General features: G+C 32.8%; 12 protein-coding genes. 11 read left to right on the top strand and 1 reads right to left on the bottom strand.

What is annotated here, in order from left to right:
• Positions 1-83 precede the first annotated feature (83 nt).
• The 6 genes from uvrC (at position 84) to EYD46_RS06950 (ending at position 8134) form a co-directional block, all read left to right on the top strand.
• Complete coding sequence (gene uvrC / locus EYD46_RS06975; protein WP_130936364.1) at positions 84-1877, top strand: excinuclease ABC subunit UvrC; 1794 nt, start codon at positions 84-86, stop codon at positions 1875-1877.
• Between the two features lie 31 nt (positions 1878-1908).
• Entirely contained in the window at positions 1909-2445 is a 537-nt protein-coding gene (locus EYD46_RS06970; protein WP_130936363.1) for a hypothetical protein, read from the top strand.
• Between the two features lie 3 nt (positions 2446-2448).
• Complete coding sequence (locus EYD46_RS06965) at positions 2449-4692, top strand: patatin-like phospholipase family protein (RefSeq protein ID WP_130936362.1); 2244 nt, start codon at positions 2449-2451, stop codon at positions 4690-4692.
• A gap of 384 nt (positions 4693-5076) precedes the next feature.
• Entirely contained in the window at positions 5077-6231 is a 1155-nt protein-coding gene (locus tag EYD46_RS06960) for a homogentisate 1,2-dioxygenase (RefSeq protein ID WP_130936361.1), read from the top strand.
• A gap of 150 nt (positions 6232-6381) precedes the next feature.
• On the top strand, positions 6382-7542 hold the full coding sequence (hppD, locus tag EYD46_RS06955; protein WP_130936360.1) for a 4-hydroxyphenylpyruvate dioxygenase: 1161 nt from the start codon (positions 6382-6384) through the stop codon (positions 7540-7542).
• A 16-nt stretch (positions 7543-7558) separates the two neighbouring features.
• Complete coding sequence (locus tag EYD46_RS06950; protein WP_130936359.1) at positions 7559-8134, top strand: hypothetical protein; 576 nt, start codon at positions 7559-7561, stop codon at positions 8132-8134.
• Between the two features lie 70 nt (positions 8135-8204).
• On the opposite strand, the gene EYD46_RS06945 is transcribed toward EYD46_RS06950, so the two are convergent.
• Positions 8205-8726, bottom strand: a complete 522-nt coding sequence (locus EYD46_RS06945; protein WP_130936358.1) for a hypothetical protein — start codon at positions 8724-8726, stop codon at positions 8205-8207.
• Between the two features lie 324 nt (positions 8727-9050).
• On the opposite strand from EYD46_RS06945, the gene EYD46_RS06940 reads away from it, so the two are divergent.
• The 5 genes from EYD46_RS06940 to EYD46_RS06920 all read left to right on the top strand — a co-directional run bounded on the left by EYD46_RS06940 (position 9051) and on the right by EYD46_RS06920 (position 16415).
• Positions 9051-9833: a DUF3108 domain-containing protein gene (locus EYD46_RS06940; protein WP_130936357.1), complete on the top strand. Its 783-nt coding sequence runs from the start codon at positions 9051-9053 to the stop codon at positions 9831-9833.
• Complete coding sequence (locus EYD46_RS06935) at positions 9833-10753, top strand: tryptophan 2,3-dioxygenase family protein (protein ID WP_130936356.1); 921 nt, start codon at positions 9833-9835, stop codon at positions 10751-10753. Before EYD46_RS06940 ends, EYD46_RS06935 begins: the two co-directional genes overlap by 1 nt.
• Positions 10711-12030, top strand: a complete 1320-nt coding sequence (locus tag EYD46_RS06930) for a M23 family metallopeptidase (RefSeq protein WP_130936355.1) — start codon at positions 10711-10713, stop codon at positions 12028-12030. The genes EYD46_RS06935 and EYD46_RS06930 overlap by 43 nt, the downstream gene beginning before the upstream one ends.
• Before the next feature lies 1 nt (position 12031).
• Complete coding sequence (gene pgi, locus EYD46_RS06925) at positions 12032-13651, top strand: glucose-6-phosphate isomerase (protein ID WP_130936354.1); 1620 nt, start codon at positions 12032-12034, stop codon at positions 13649-13651.
• 163 nt (positions 13652-13814) lie between these two features.
• Positions 13815-16415, top strand: coding sequence for a TonB-dependent receptor (locus tag EYD46_RS06920; RefSeq protein ID WP_130936353.1), 2601 nt, complete (start codon positions 13815-13817; stop codon positions 16413-16415).
• Positions 16416-16429 lie beyond the last annotated feature (14 nt).

Raw genomic sequence — 16429 nt, 5'->3', positions numbered from 1 at the left:
TTTCAAAAGATATTGCAGTTGCAAGATAACAAAAACGATAAGGAATTTTTTAGGTTTTCATGATTTAATATACCTTTACAGATATGGATACCCCTAACTTAGAAATACAGCTAAAAACCTTGCCAAATCAACCTGGAGTTTATCAGTATTATGATAAAGATAATACGCTAATCTATGTAGGGAAAGCTAAAAATTTAAAGAAACGGGTTAGTTCTTATTTTACTAAAAATCATGAATATGGGAAAACGAGAGTTTTAGTAAAAAAAATAGCTAGAATTAAACATATTGTGGTTGAGACTGAAACCGATGCATTACTTCTAGAAAATAATCTCATAAAAAAATACCAACCGCGTTACAATGTCATGTTAAAAGACGACAAATCTTACCCGTGGATTTGTGTGAAGAATGAACGCTTTCCCAGAGTATTTTCTACCCGACGTGTATTTAAAGATGGGAGTGAATATTTTGGGCCATATACCAGTATGAAAACCGTAAGAACGTTGCTGGATTTAATAAAGGGGTTGTATGCGTTAAGAACTTGCAATTATAATTTAAGTAAAGAAAAAGTAGAGGCGGGCAAGTATAAAGTGTGTTTAGAATACCATTTGGGAAATTGTAAAGGCCCTTGTGAAGGACTAGAAACAGAAGAAGAATATCACGGTAATATAAAAGCGATAAAGCAGATTATAAAAGGAAATTTTAAAGATTCTTTGTCTCAGTTTAAAGACCAAATGAAGGCTTTTGCTGAAAATATGCAGTTTGAAGAAGCTCAAAAAATAAAAGAAAAGATTGAAGTCTTAGAAAACTATCAAGCAAAGTCTACCATAGTAAATCCAAAGATTAGTAATGTAGATGTATTCTCTATTACGAGTGATGAAAGTTATGGTTACGTTAATTTTTTACAGTTATCTTATGGTTCTATAATTCGTTCTCATACCTTAGAGATAAAAAAGAAGTTAGATGAAACTGATGAAGAACTTTTAGGATTAGCTGTTACTGAAATCAGGCAACGATTCAATTCTAATTCAAAAGAAATCTATGTGCCTTTTAAGATAGATTTAGGAGAAGATGTTAAGGTAACGGTGCCTAAACTAGGCGATAAAAAACATATTGTGGATTTGTCTTTACGAAATGCAAAGTATTATAGGATGGAGCGTTTTAAGCAAATGAAAATTGTAGATCCTGATAGACATGCCAACCGTATTATGGCACAGATGAAAGCTGATTTAAGACTGAATGAAGAGCCGAGACATATTGAATGTTTTGATAATTCTAATATACAAGGAACAAATCCAGTGGCAGCATGTGTGGTATTTAAAAATGGGAAGCCAAGTAAAAAAGATTACCGCCATTTTAATATAAAAACAGTAGAAGGTACCGATGATTTTGCATCTATGGAAGAAGTGGTACATAGGCGTTACAAGCGTTTGCTTGAAGAAGATCAACCACTACCGCAGTTAATTATAATAGATGGCGGAAAAGGGCAGTTGTCATCAGCATTAAAAAGTTTAGATCTATTGGGTTTAAGAGGAAAAATTGCCATTATAGGTATTGCAAAACGATTGGAAGAATTATTTTATCCAAACGATCCTATTCCATTATATCTGGACAAAAAAAGTGAAACATTAAAAATAATACAGCAATTGCGAAATGAAGCCCATCGTTTTGGTATAGAACATCATCGCAATAGGCGCAGTAAAAATGCATTAAATACAGAATTGGAAACTATTCCAGGTATTGGCGAAAAAACAGTGGTGGAATTATTAAAGCATTTTAAATCAGCCAAACGTGTGGCACATGCTAAGTTAGATGAGTTGGAAGGTGTGGTTGGTGTGTCTCGGGCGGAAAAGGTTTATAGTTATTATCATGAGAAATGAAAAATAACAAATAACAAATAAAATTGTAGATATGATTAAGAGTTTAATAGTAAGTTTAATAGTTTTAGTATCTCTAAATTCGTATTCTCAAGATTGTAATTTCTATAAATTAGATGGTACAGTAATTTCTAAGTGTGATAACGTCTCAATAAATAGTATTGTTGAAAAGTTCTTTAATGATGTAAGAATGATTCAAGTTTTTTCAGGAAAGGATAATAAAAATTGTAAGGATTACGACATTATTTTTCAAAAGTACACCGAAACTCCTTTATTCTTGTTGGGAGAATTTCCAAAGAACAAAAAGAAATTAAAAAAGTGTATTGAATCATATAATGTCCTTGAAGCATATTATGATAGTTCTTTTAAGTTTGATTTAAATCAGATGATTAAATCCAAAAGAAATAAGGAGTATGTTAAAAGTGTTTTTGGAAATCCAAATAGAACTACGGTTGATAAAAATTTTGATTCCGAGATAATAATTTATAATTACAACAAATATTATGGAACGGTCAAATTTGATCTGATTTTTATTAATAATGTTTTGACTCGGTATATATTTAGCAACTAAAATATGGAGAATTTAAAGTTTTCCATATTAATCATGATTCTTTTAGTTTTCCTTTCCACGAAAGCCCAAAACACTCTACAACAAAACCAAAAACCCAAAGTGGGTTTAGTGTTAAGCGGTGGTGGTGCTAAAGGTTTAGCGCATATTGGTGCTTTAAAAGTGTTGGATAGTTTGGGGGTAAAAGTAGATTATGTGGCTGGCACAAGTATGGGAGCTATTGTGGGGTCATTATATGCGAGTGGTTACACCGGAAAAGAACTAGATTCTATTTTTAACAGTATAGATTTTGATAAAATAATTAGCGACGATTTACCAAGAGCCTCCAAGGCATTTTATGAACGTAATAACTCAGAGCGATACGCTATTACATTACCTTTTGATGATTTTAAAGTAAAACTACCTTCAGCACTTTCCAGAGGGCAAAACACCTATAATCTGTTATCTAAATTAATGTTGCATGTAAGTGCTATAGATGATTTTAAAAAGTTACCTATTCCGTTTTTTTGTATTGCAACAAATATTGAAAACGGGCAACAAGTACAACTAGAACAAGGTAACTTAACTCAAGCAGTCATGGCAAGTGGAGCTTTGCCATCGTTATTTCAACCTGTAAGAATCGGTAATCAAATTTTAATTGATGGAGGTGTAGTAAACAACTATCCTATCCATGAGCTGAAAGCTAAAGGGATGGATATAATTATTGGAGTGGATGTCCAGGATGGATTGCTGTCTCGCGAAGAGTTAACATCAGCACCAGATGTACTTATTCAAATCAATAATTTCAGAACAATTAAAGATATGAAGACAAAATCGGGTAAAACCGATATTTATATTCGGCCAGATATTAAAGATTTTAATGTAGTATCATTTGATGAAGGCAATAAAATTATAGCTAATGGAAAAAAAGCAGCCTTAGATAAATTAACAGCTTTACAAAACGTAATATATAATCAACATAGAACAGATAAAATAAATATAAATAAAATACCAAAGGATAGCCTGTGTATTAAAAATATTTACATAAGTGGTAATGAAAAGTATACGCGTTCATATATTTTAGGAAAGTTAAAACTAAAAGGAAAAGAAAAAATAGCGTATACTGATTTTGTCGATGGTGTAAATAATGTTGTAGCAACAAACAATTTTGATGCCTTTCATTATAAATTGGAGCCTTTAGCATCCGATAGCGAGTTTGATTTGGTCGCAGAGGTTAGAGAAAGTAAAACAACAACATTTATTAAGCTAGGAGGACATTACGACGATTTATACAAAAGTGCAGCATTAATTAATCTTACAAAAAAGCGATTGCTTTTTAATAATGATGTAGCCTCTTTAGATATTATCCTTGGAGACAATGTGCGCTATAATTTTGAGTATTTAATTGATAAAGGATTCTATTGGAGTGTAGGTTTGCGTTCACGTTATAACCAATTTAGAAAAGGCATAAGTGCGCAACTATTGCTAGATGAAACGGAGACTATGGATACTGGTCTAAATCAAATAGATGTGTTGTTGCAAGATCAAACCAATCAATTTTACTTAGAAACTCTATTTAGGAAAGATTTTGCGCTAAGTCTAGGAGCAGAACATAAACGCTTAGAAATAAAATCAGAAACAATTGCTAATACAAACGAAGATGAGTTTCGCTTTGAAGGAACAGATTATATTAGCGTATTTGGTAATTTAAGATTAGATACTTACGACAATAAATATTTTCCAAAGAAAGGCGTGTATTTTAATGGTAATTTACACTCATACTTATTTGCATCACGTTTTAATGAGAATTTTGATAGTTTTTCAATAGTAAAAGCTAATATTGGTTATGCAGTAACAGTAGCACCAAAACTTTCACTCAATTGGACTGCAGGGGGAGGTTTTAAATTTGGAGATAAATCTACTACAACTTTAGATTTTGCTCTGGGTGGTTATGGTAATAATCTTATCAATAATTTTATTCCGTTTTATGGGTACGATTTTATTGCCCTTACAGGAAATAGCTATGTCAAAGCAGGTTTAAGTATGGACTACGAAATCTTTAATAAACATCATCTTACGGTAGAGGGGAACTGGGCAAATATTGAAGATGATATTTTTGAAACAGGCGAATGGTTTACACTACCAGACTATAGAGGTTACGCTTTAGGATACGCTATAGATAGTTTTTTTGGCCCCATTCAAATAAAATACAGCTATTCTCCAGAACAAAACGATAGTGCATGGTACTTTAATGTTGGGTTTTGGTTTTAATGTAATTTGGGTGCCTGCCTGCCGGCAGGCAGGTTACCCACAAGGGGTCGGGCTTTCGGGAGTCGCTCCCTCCTGTGTCGGGAAGCTTCAACAAATACCTCAATCCCTAACGTGGGTATATCTGCCAACGTATAGTAATAAAAATTAGTGCAGTAAAAATTTGCTAAATTATAGTAACTAAATAGTCCTATTTTTTTACGATATTTGTGTAGTTATGAAACTTTTATTTAAAGATTTATTACAATTCCTTCACTATCTTATTAAGAGAAATCCTGAATAAGTAAGTGCTTTTAGTTGTCCTGCAAAAGTAGGAACTCATAAAATCACTATCTTTAATATTATTCATCTAGCACTTTTTTAGAGCTAATCTATAAACTTAAAAAAATGCCATTTTATCATAAGTTAGGGAAGATACCACCTAAGCGACATACGCAATTTAGAAAACCAGATGGAACACTGTATTATGAACAGTTATTTGGTACTATAGGTTTTGATGGTATGTCTACCAATAGTTATCACGAACAACGCCCAACACAAGTAAAAGAAATAAAAAACCAATATAGTGTTGCACCTAAAATAGCAAAAGCAAATAACATTAAGTCGTATCGTTTAAAAGGGTTTCAGGTAAAACCAGAAAACGATTTTTTAGAAAGTAGAAAAACAATTTTAATTAATAATGATTGTGCTATAATTTTGGCAGCACCAAAACAATCTACACAAGACTATTTTTATAAGAATACAGATGCAGACGAATTAATTTTTATTCATAAAGGCACGGGAAAACTAAGAACCATGCTAGGCAATCTCAATTTTAAATATGGCGATTATTTGTTAATTCCTCGCGGTATTATTTATAAAATAGATTTTGATACAGAAGATAATAGGTTATTTATTGTAGAATCCAGGCGCCCTATTTACACACCAAAACGTTATAGAAATTGGTTTGGACAACTTCTAGAACATTCGCCATTTTGTGAACGCGATATTAGAAGACCAGAAGAGTTGGAAACCAATAATGAATCTGGAGATTTTTTAATTAAAGTTAAAAAACAAGACGATATCATAGAAATGGTATACGCATCCCATCCATTTGATGTGGTAGGGTACGATGGTTATAATTATCCTTATGCCTTTTCAATTCACGATTTTGAGCCCATAACAGGTCGTATTCATCAACCGCCACCAGTACATCAGACTTTTGAAACCGATGCTTTCGTGGTATGTAGTTTTGTGCCAAGGCTTTACGATTATCATCCACAATCCATTCCAGCACCGTACAATCATAGTAATATAGATAGTGATGAGGTGCTGTACTATGTAGACGGCGATTTTATGAGTAGAAATGATATTGAAGTAGGACATATTTCTTTACATCCGGCAGGTATCCCACATGGTCCACACCCAGGAGCGACAGAGCGTAGTATTGGTAAAGTCAAAACAGAAGAACTCGCTGTAATGGTAGATACTTTTAAACCACTCAAGATAACAGAGGAAGCTATGAAAATTGCAGACGACAGTTACCATAAATCATGGTTGTAGAAGCCTCCCTTAACCCCTCATAAGAAGAGGGAGTAGCATTGAAAGTTTAGTGCTAAATGATATGCAGTTCAAAAAATATAAATCAACAAACTCCGTTAAGTCCGTTTTGGAGTTCCCTCCCTTTGGGAGGGTTAGGGAGGGCTTATAATTATGAGTAAAAACATAAAATCAGTAAACTACGGTTTAGAAAAAATATTTGAAGGAGCACAGGATTTTCTGCCCCTTCTAGGAACCGACTATGTAGAACTCTATGTAGGTAATGCCAAGCAAGCCGCACATTTTTATAAAACAGCCTTTGGCTTTCAAAGTTATGCATATAAAGGTTTGGAAACAGGTTCAAAAGATGAGGTAAGTTATGTGCTAAAGCAAGATAAAATTAGGCTTGTGCTTACCACGCCCTTAAATAGTAAATCGCCCATTAACAAGCATATAGTAAAACATGGCGATGGTGTAAAAGTAATAGCACTTTGGGTTGAAGATGCAAAAAAAGCTTACGAGGAAACCACAAGTAGAGGCGCCAAACCCTACATGGAGCCTACTATTGAAACAGATGAGTTTGGAGAAGTAGTGCGTTCAGGAATATATACCTATGGAGAAACAGTACACATGTTTGTAGGACGTAAAAACTACAACGGTACATTTTTACCAGGATTTAGAGCTTGGGAAAGTGATTATAACCCTGAGCCTGTAGGATTAAAATATATAGATCACATGGTAGGTAATGTAGGTTGGGGACAAATGGATACATGGGTAAAATGGTATGAAGACGTTATGGGGTTTGAAAACTTTTTATCATTTGATGATAAGCAAATCCATACAGAATATTCAGCATTGATGAGCAAAGTGATGAGTAACGGTAACGGACGCATAAAATTCCCAATAAATGAACCAGCCGAAGGCAAAAAGAAATCACAGATTGAGGAATATTTAGATTTTTATGAAGGTGCAGGAGTACAGCATATCGCTGTTGCTACAGATGATATCATCACTGCAGTTTCTAAATTAAGAAGTAGAGGTGTAGAGTTTTTGTCTATTCCACCTGATGAATACTACAGAGCCGTTCCTAGGCGCTTAGAAGAGTTTAGTCATGAACTAAGAGAAGATATAGAAACCTTAAAAAGTTTGGGAATTATGATAGATGCTGATGAAGAAGGGTATTTATTACAAATTTTTACGAAACCCGTGGAGGATAGACCAACTTTGTTTTTCGAAATCATTCAACGTATGGGAGCAAAAGGCTTTGGAGCAGGTAACTTTAAAGCACTTTTTGAATCTATTGAAAGAGAGCAAGCGAAACGAGGTACTCTTTAAGATTATAATAAGCAGTTTGAATAAAAGATTATTTAAATATGGGATTGTTAGTGTTATAGGTGTACTCTTAGTTTTTCAATTTCTGCGAATTGGAGATTATTGCACAGGACTTTTGAACTTTATGAATTCTTTAGTTTTTTTAGGATTGTTGATAATAATAGTAAGTGTTTTGTCAATTCGAAACCTTATTAGAATTAGAAAGAATAAAACAAAATTTGATTTCATTCCTTTGACTCTTGCAATATTTTTCGGTTTTATGTGGTATTTTTTGGTTTGCCATTCAGCTAAAAAATTTTGGACTAAAGAAGTAGTTGTCGGAGTTGTCGAAATTGAAAGCACACCAAAAAGTGGGACTTTGATACTTTTTGAAAATGGTTCATTTGGCGCAGCATTTCATCACGCCGATTATAGCTGTACTTATCAAGGTAATTACAAAATAAATGACAATAGACTTATCTTAGAAAGAAATGATTTAACTGAATTGACAGATAAAATTTTTACAGATGAGTATTTGGTTAATAGGAGTGATAGTATTTTGAAACCATTAAAAGAAGGATTTAATGAAATCAGGATTTCAAAAATTATAGAATAATTATATAAAAATAACGGCACGATATACAATCATTTTATCGTGCCGTTTTCAACTAAACTAACTCAAACTACTATAAAATTCTAAACCCTATACCTATAAGTAAATAATTCGCTTTAGAGCTTATATCAGAGTCGCCTGTGTAATAATTATTCACTTGAATGTTATATTTGGCCTGGGCATATATTTTATCTGAGATATTATATGAGCCACCAAAAGCTATAGAAATACCTAGTTTTTGATAATTTCTAGCTACGTCTTCTAAGAGGTAAGTAAAAGTTGGTCCAAAAAGAGCGCTAAAAGCCTCAGTAACTTCATAACCAGCAATGGGCCCAAGATAGAGTACATTACCTTCACTATTAATGGCCAACAGCAATTCAGGGAGTAAGTTAACTTTTTCAGCAAGTTCTATTTCGCTTTGAGCTCCAATATAAAACCCACTACTTTTAAAATCTAAATCACGTTTCTCACCATCTACTTTAAAAATGGAATTAATGTTTAAATAACCCGCGGTAGCCGATAAATTAAAATCTTGTGCAAAACTATTTGCGATTACAAGTAATAATAGACAAATAGTTAATGTGTGTTGTCTCATAAGTTTTGGTTTTTAATTAATTATACTAGTACATCGAGTCCATGTAAAAATGTGAGCATCTTATTTTATAAATTACATTACTTATGATAGTTTAGTGAGGTATTTATGATTATAAATTCATTACTATGATATAAAATCTATTATTAGAGACCAACTTCTGTAAGTGCCCAAAACCGATGAAATACTTAGTTTTCTAACAGAACAATAACATTTATAAGGCAGTGTGTTTCAATAAAATTTATATTTTTGGAATAGTAATTGTAATTTCTCTAGTGAAACAATAAATTTTGTGAGAAGAAGTTACATTATAATTACCCAAATAAAATGAAAAGATTACTACTTATATTAATTGTTTTTGTTGCTATACAATCATCTTTTGCACAGCAAGAATCAGCTTTTGGAGATGGAGAATGGTTTAAGTTTAAGATGAGTTACAGTGGTTTTTTAAAAGCTGGTAATGCAACGCTTACAGTTAAAGACTCTAAATTAGACGACAAAGACGTATATCATGTTGTTGGAAAAGGTTGGACAACAGGCATGATTAAATGGTTTTTTAAGGTAAAAGACAGGTATGAAAGTTACTTTGATAAGCATACAATTATGCCTTATAAATTTGTGCGTAATATTGATGAGGGCGGACATACAAAAGATATTGTAATAGATTTTGACCATGAGAACCAAAAAGCTCATGTGAACAATAAAAAGCATAAAACACAAAAAGTAATTGATACCAAGCCTAACATTCAAGACATGGTGTCTACTTATTATTACTTACGTAATAGTATTGATATAAGTACGCTAAAAGTAGGAGACGAGTTTAAGGTAGATATGTTTTTTGATGAGGAGAATTATGGTTTTAAATTACAGTACTTGGGAGAAGAAATTATCGACACAGATTTTGGAGATGTAAAAGCTTTAAAATTTAGGCCTTATGTAATGGCTGGACGTGTTTTTAAAGAAGAAGAAAGTTTAACGCTATGGGTATCTAAAGATAAAAATAAATTACCTTTGCGCATCAAAGCAGATTTGGCTGTGGGGTCGCTTAGAGCAGACTTAGAGGCCTTTAAAGGATTGAAGCATCCGTTTCAAATAGTTGTTAAAAATTAATGAAATCAGACTCTCATATAACCAACCAACTAAAAGCCAAGTACGATTCCATAGATCAAGATTTAGAAGTTCATTTAGAAGGATTGCTTCATAGTAAACCCATTAGTTACTGGGACTACATACAAACCGATGTTTTATTAAATCTACAAAAACCCAGAACAGATTTTCCTGATGAAATGGTTTTTATCATGTATCATCAAATTAGTGAGCTATTATTTAAAATGATACTTACTGAGATTGAGCAGGTAGCAGAAAACGATTTTGGAGTTGAAATTTTTACTGATAAAATAATGCGTATTAGTCGTTATTTTGATGTGCTTACCTCTTCCTTTAGTATTATGAAGGATGGGATGAATATTGAGCAGTACAATCAATTTAGAACCACATTAACTCCAGCCAGTGGATTTCAAAGTGCGCAATACAGACTTGTAGAATTTGGCTCAACAGAATTAATAAACCTAATAGATAAACGCTTTAGGGATAAAGTAAGTAAAGATATTTGTTGTAACAGTGCATTTGAGCAATTGTATTGGCAAGCTGCAGGTAAAGATTATAAAACAGGTAAAAAAACATATACATTATCCGCTTTTGAAGAACGATACAAAGGCAAGTTTATAAAGTTTTCTAAAATGTATGAAGACAAAAATTTGTGGTCTAAATATAAAGCACTTCCCAAAAAAGATAGGGAAGATAAAGCCTTGATAAAAGCTATGAGACATTACGATTATACTGTTAATGTAAAATGGGTAATGGCACACTATAATACAGCAAATCATTATTTAAATATTGGAGGTAAAACCGCTGAAGCTACTGGAGGAAGCGAATGGGTAAAATATATGCATCCAAAATATCAAAAAAGAATATTTTTTCCAGATTTATGGACAGTAAAAGAAATAGAAGATTGGGGGATAAATATTTAGTATTTCTAATTTTAGCAGTTGTTGTTTTCGGCTGCAAAAGCGATCCAAAACCAGAAATTAAAGAACAAGAATTAGCGGTAATAGAAGAACCAAAACCAAAGGTAGAATTTGGCTTTACTCTGGATGATTATATCGTAAAACGTGACACTATTAGAAGTGGTGATACCTTTGGTGTTATTTTAGAACGAAATAATGTTGGATATCCTAAAATTTTCAATATAGCAGAAAAAGCAAAGGATACATTTAACATTAGAAGAGGACTTCAAGTTGGTAAACCCTATACACTGTTATGTGCAAAAGATTCTTTGGAGACCGCAACGTGTTTCATCTATCAGCCAAACTTAGAAGACTATGTTGTAATTAATTTCCAGGATTCAATACAAGCATATACAAGTAGAAAACCTATTAAGTATGTAGAAAAGATTGCCACAGGTATTATTGAAGACAATATTTCACTTACTTTGGAGCAACAAGGTTTAAGTCCGCGTTTGGCTTATAAAATGGCTGATGAAATTTATGCATGGACTATTGATTTTAGAAGGCTACAGAAAGGTGATAGATTTAAAGTAATTTATACAGATAAGTATATTGATGATACTATTTACACAGGAGTAGATAGAGTAAAAGCTGCATATTTTGAACATAACCATGAGCCTTTTTATGCGTTTGAGTTTATGACAGATACCACTAAAGGCATTGTAGATTACTTTAATGAAGAAGCTAAAAATTTAAGACGCGCTTTTTTAAAAGCACCCGTAAAATTCAGTAGAATATCGTCAAGGTATAACTTAAGACGCCGTATAGCAGTTTACGGTTATAAAGTACGACCACATAAAGGTACAGATTTTGCAGCACCTATTGGTACCCCAATAATGGCAACAGCAAACGGTACAGTTACAAAATCTGAGCGTAGAGGAGGTAATGGTAATTATGTTAAAATTCGTCATAATGCTACGTATGAAACCCAATATTTGCACATGAGTAAGCGAAAAGCTAAAGTGGGTCAGTTTGTAAAACAAGGCGATGTAATTGGATGGGTTGGAATGACAGGAAATACTGGAGGGCCTCATGTATGCTATCGTTTTTGGAAAAATGGTAGACAAGTAGACCCCTTTAAACAGAAACTGCCAGAAGCAAAACCAATTTCAGATTCTTTAAAAGCGAAATACTTAGAGTTTATTCAACCTGTAAAGTATAAGTTAGATAATATAAATTTTAAACCTCAAATTACAGAAGAGCTAAAAGATGAAACTGTAATTTACCAATCAAATTCATAATATGGCATTACCAAATATTAATCCTACAACAACAGATGCTTGGAAAAAGCTTAAAGCACATTTTGAAGACACCAAAAATCTTCAGATGAAAGACTTATTTGTTGAGGATCTAGAGAGAGCAAATAAATTTACCATAAAGTGGGATGATTTTTATGTAGATGTTTCAAAAAACAGAATCACTGAGGAAACATTTAAAGTACTTTTAGAATTAGCTGACGATGTTAAGCTTAAACAAGCTATAGAAAGTCAATTTTCAGGAGAGATAATAAATAAAACAGAAGGGAGAGCAGTATTACATACTGCTTTAAGAGCGCCAGAATCTGCAGTTGTAACTGTAAATGGAGAAAATGTAATACCAGAAGTATATAAAGTAAAACGAAAAATAAAAGCGTTTACAAATGAAGTTGTGCAGGGAGAGAGAAAAGGTTATACAGGAAAACCGTTTACTCATGTTGTGAATATAGGGATAGGTGGATCAGATTTAGGACCTGCAATGGTTGTTGATGCATTACAATTTTATAAGAACCATCTAACTACTCATTTTGTAAGTAACGTAGATGGTGATCATGTAAATGAAGTTATTAAGCATCTAAACCCTGAAACAACACTTTTTGTAATTGTATCTAAAACGTTTACAACTCAAGAAACAATTTCTAATGCTAATACTATAAAATCTTGGTTTTTAGAATCGGCTAATGAGCAAGATATCGCAAAACACTTTGTAGCTGTATCCACTAATTTAGAAGCTGTATCTAATTTTGGAATAGACACTAATAATATTTTCCCAATGTGGGATTGGGTTGGTGGTCGTTTCTCTTTATGGAGTGCCGTTGGATTGTCCATTAGTTTAGCAGTTGGCTACGATAATTATGCAAGTCTTTTAGAAGGTGCCAACAAGATGGATGAACATTTTAAAAATGAAGATTTTGATAAGAATATTCCAGTTGTCCTTGGATTAATTAGTATCTGGTACAATAACTTTTTTAATGCAGAAAGTGAAGCTATCATTGCTTACTCTCAATATTTGAATCAATTTGCAACATATTTGCAACAAGGTATTATGGAGAGTAATGGAAAAAGTGTAGATAGAAATGGAAACCCTATAAACTATCAAACTGGGACTTTGATATGGGGAGAACCAGGAACCAATTCGCAACATGCATTTTTTCAACTCATACATCAAGGGACTAAACTGATTCCAGCAGATTTTATTGGGTTTGTAAAATCACTTCATGGAAACCAAGACCATCAAGATAAGCTTACTTCAAACTTTTTAGCACAAACAGAAGCACTTCTTAATGGAAAAACTAAAGCGCAAGTTGTTGCAGAAGATACAAAAGAAGCAATAATTCCATTTAAAATATTTGAAGGCAATAAGCCAACAAATACTATATTTATTAATAAGTTAACACCAGAAAGTTTGGGTAAACTTATAGCTATGTACGAACACAAAATCTTTGTGCAAGGTGTTATTTGGAATATCTTTAGCTACGATCAATTTGGAGTAGAATTAGGAAAGCAATTAGCAAGTAAGATTTTAAAAGAATTTAGTGGAGAAGAACAAAATGAACACGATTCTTCAACCTCTAATCTATTAAAGTATTTTAAGGAAAACTCTTAAATTGTTGAGAATTTTATATCAAAAGCACCGATATTGTGAATATCGGTGCTTTTTTGTTAATAAGAACTGTTAAGATTCTTAACATTTGGTTAATGTTAATGTTTTAATTATCAGTATTTTTGCTACGACTAATTTCAAATTATTAAATAATTTTTCAAAAATTATGAAAAAAACAGCTAATTTACTGATTACGCTAACAGTTTTGTTATTCTCTACTGTTGCTTTAGCTCAAAGTACTATAACAGGTACTATTATTGAGGTGGGTTCAAATTTACCTTTACCCGGTGCAAATGTTATCGAAAAAGGAACTTCTAATGGTGTTACCACTGATTTTGATGGAAACTTTTCTATTACTACCGAACAAGATTCTGGAGAAATTGTGATAACCTATATAGGCTACAATGCTAAAACTATTTCATTTTCTGGAGACATTACTCTTGGTAAAATTGAAATGGAATCGAGCCAAGTAGGTCTCGAAGAGATTCAAATAGTGGCCTCTCTTGCAGTAGATCGAAAAACTCCAGTTGCTGTCTCTACAATTAAACAAGAAGAAATAGCTCAAAAATTAGGTAACCAAGAGTTTGTAGAGATTCTAAAATCTACACCTGGTGTTTTTACCACAAGAGGTAGTGGTGGATTTGGTGATGGAGAAGTTACATTACGAGGTTTTAACTCTGAAAATGTAGCTGTTGTAATAAACGGTATTCCAGTAAATGATTTTCTTGATGGAAGAGTATTTTGGTCTAACTGGGCAGGTATTGGTAATGTTACTAAGTTTACTCAAACCCAAAGAGGTTTAGGAGCATCAAAACTAGCAGTGCCTTCTATTGGGGGTACTGTTAATATCATCACAGAAACTACCAATACTAATAAAGGTGGTATGTTTTCTTATGGATTAGGTAATAATGGCTATAACAAATATGCTTTGAAACTGTCTACAGGTTTATCAAATGGATTTTCGGCAACTGTATACGCAGATAGAACCTATGGAGATGGTTATGTTGATGGAACACCTTTTGATGCACTCACATACTTTGCTGGTATTTCTAAAGAGTTTAATGATCAGCATAAATTAGTTTTTACTGCTACAGGAGCTCCTCAACGCCATGGTACTAGATTTGAGAGACTCACTTTACAGCAAACAGATCAAAGTCCAAACGGCATTAGAACAAACGCAGATTTTGGTATACGAAACGGAGAAGTGTTTAGTTTAAGTAGAAACTTCTTTCATAAGCCTATAATGGGATTATCACATTATTGGGATATTGACGATAATTCTAAGTTAGCAACATCATTATATTTTAGTTCTGGTACTGGTGGTATAACATTTGATCAGGGAGATGGGTTAGACTCAAGTTCTAGTGGTTTAGTAAATAATAGCCTTAGATTAGGAGATTATGGTCCGGTTGATGTAGATCAAGTGGTTAGAAATAATGGAGCTAACAGAATTTCTACATCATATCTAATCAACAGCGTTAATAAACATTACTGGTATGGACTTTTATCTAACTATAACAAAACACTTAATAATGAATTTGATTTAACATTAGGTTTAGATGTTAAGTATGGACAATATGAAAGATTCCGAGAAATAGAAGATTTATTAGGAGGAGAGTTTGTAGAAGTGGATAACGGTAACATAAATAACCCTCAAAGCCAATTAAGAGCTGGGGATAAGTTTCTATTTCATAATAAAACGTTCTTAAGAATTGGAGGTGCTTTTGGGCAGATAGAGTACGATAAAGACAATATTTCAGCTTTTGTAGCAGGAAATATATCTCAAACCCAATACCAAAGAGAAGATTTGTTTTTAAAAACCCCTAACGACCCTAATAGAAAAACCGACTGGATTAACTTTACTGGTTTTGGAGCTAAAACTGGTGCTAATTATAGAGTTGATAATTATCACAATGTATTTTTTAATGTTGGCTATTTTGAAAGAGCACCGTTTCCTAATGCAATTTGGCCTACTAACGATAATGATGCTACAAATACAGATGCTGTAAATCAGAAAATTTTTAGTGTAGAGTTAGGATATGGTTTAAGATCAGATAAACTGGCTGTAAACGTAAACTTGTACAACACACGATGGAGTGATAGAAGTGAAACAAGGAATAGAACAGAACAAGTTCAATTACCAAATGGAGATACAGTAGATCAACAAGTTTTTGATAATATTCTTGGAATAGACGCATTGCATCAAGGTGTTGAGATGGATTTTGACTATAGACCATTCAGCTTTCTAAATTTAAAAGGTTTTATTTCGTTAGGTAACTGGAAGTGGCTAGATGATGTAGATGTAACTCGACTAGACGAAAATCAAGTTGTACAAGAAGAATTTAGAGTATTAATTACAGACTTACCAGTAGGTAGATCGGCACAAACCACTGCGGGTTTAAATTTAAGAGTAGATCTTACACCAGACACATCATTCTTTATAGATTATAATTTTTACGACAGATATTTTGCAGATTTTGACCCTAGCGATCGTGCTCTAAGTGAGGAAAATTTAAATAATCAAGAAAGAATAGATTTCTTAAGACGAGACCCTTACGAAGTGCCTAATTATCATTTATTCGACGCGTCTTTTCGTCATAACTTTAAAATTTCAGACTTAGATGCAACAATTAGTGCAAGAATGTATAATGTATTTAATCAATTATATATTACCAGAGCTGATGATAATGGAGGAACAGCATCAGGAGCCGAAGTATTCTTCGGCCCAGGAAGAACATTTAGTGTAAGTACTACAATTAGATTTTAGAATTAGTCTTTAAA

The sequence above is a fragment of the Hyunsoonleella pacifica genome, assembly GCF_004310335.1.
GTDB lineage: Bacteria > Bacteroidota > Bacteroidia > Flavobacteriales > Flavobacteriaceae > Jejuia > Jejuia pacifica.
Note: the sequence above shows the minus strand (reverse complement) of the source record. Positions and strands in the feature narration are given on the sequence as shown.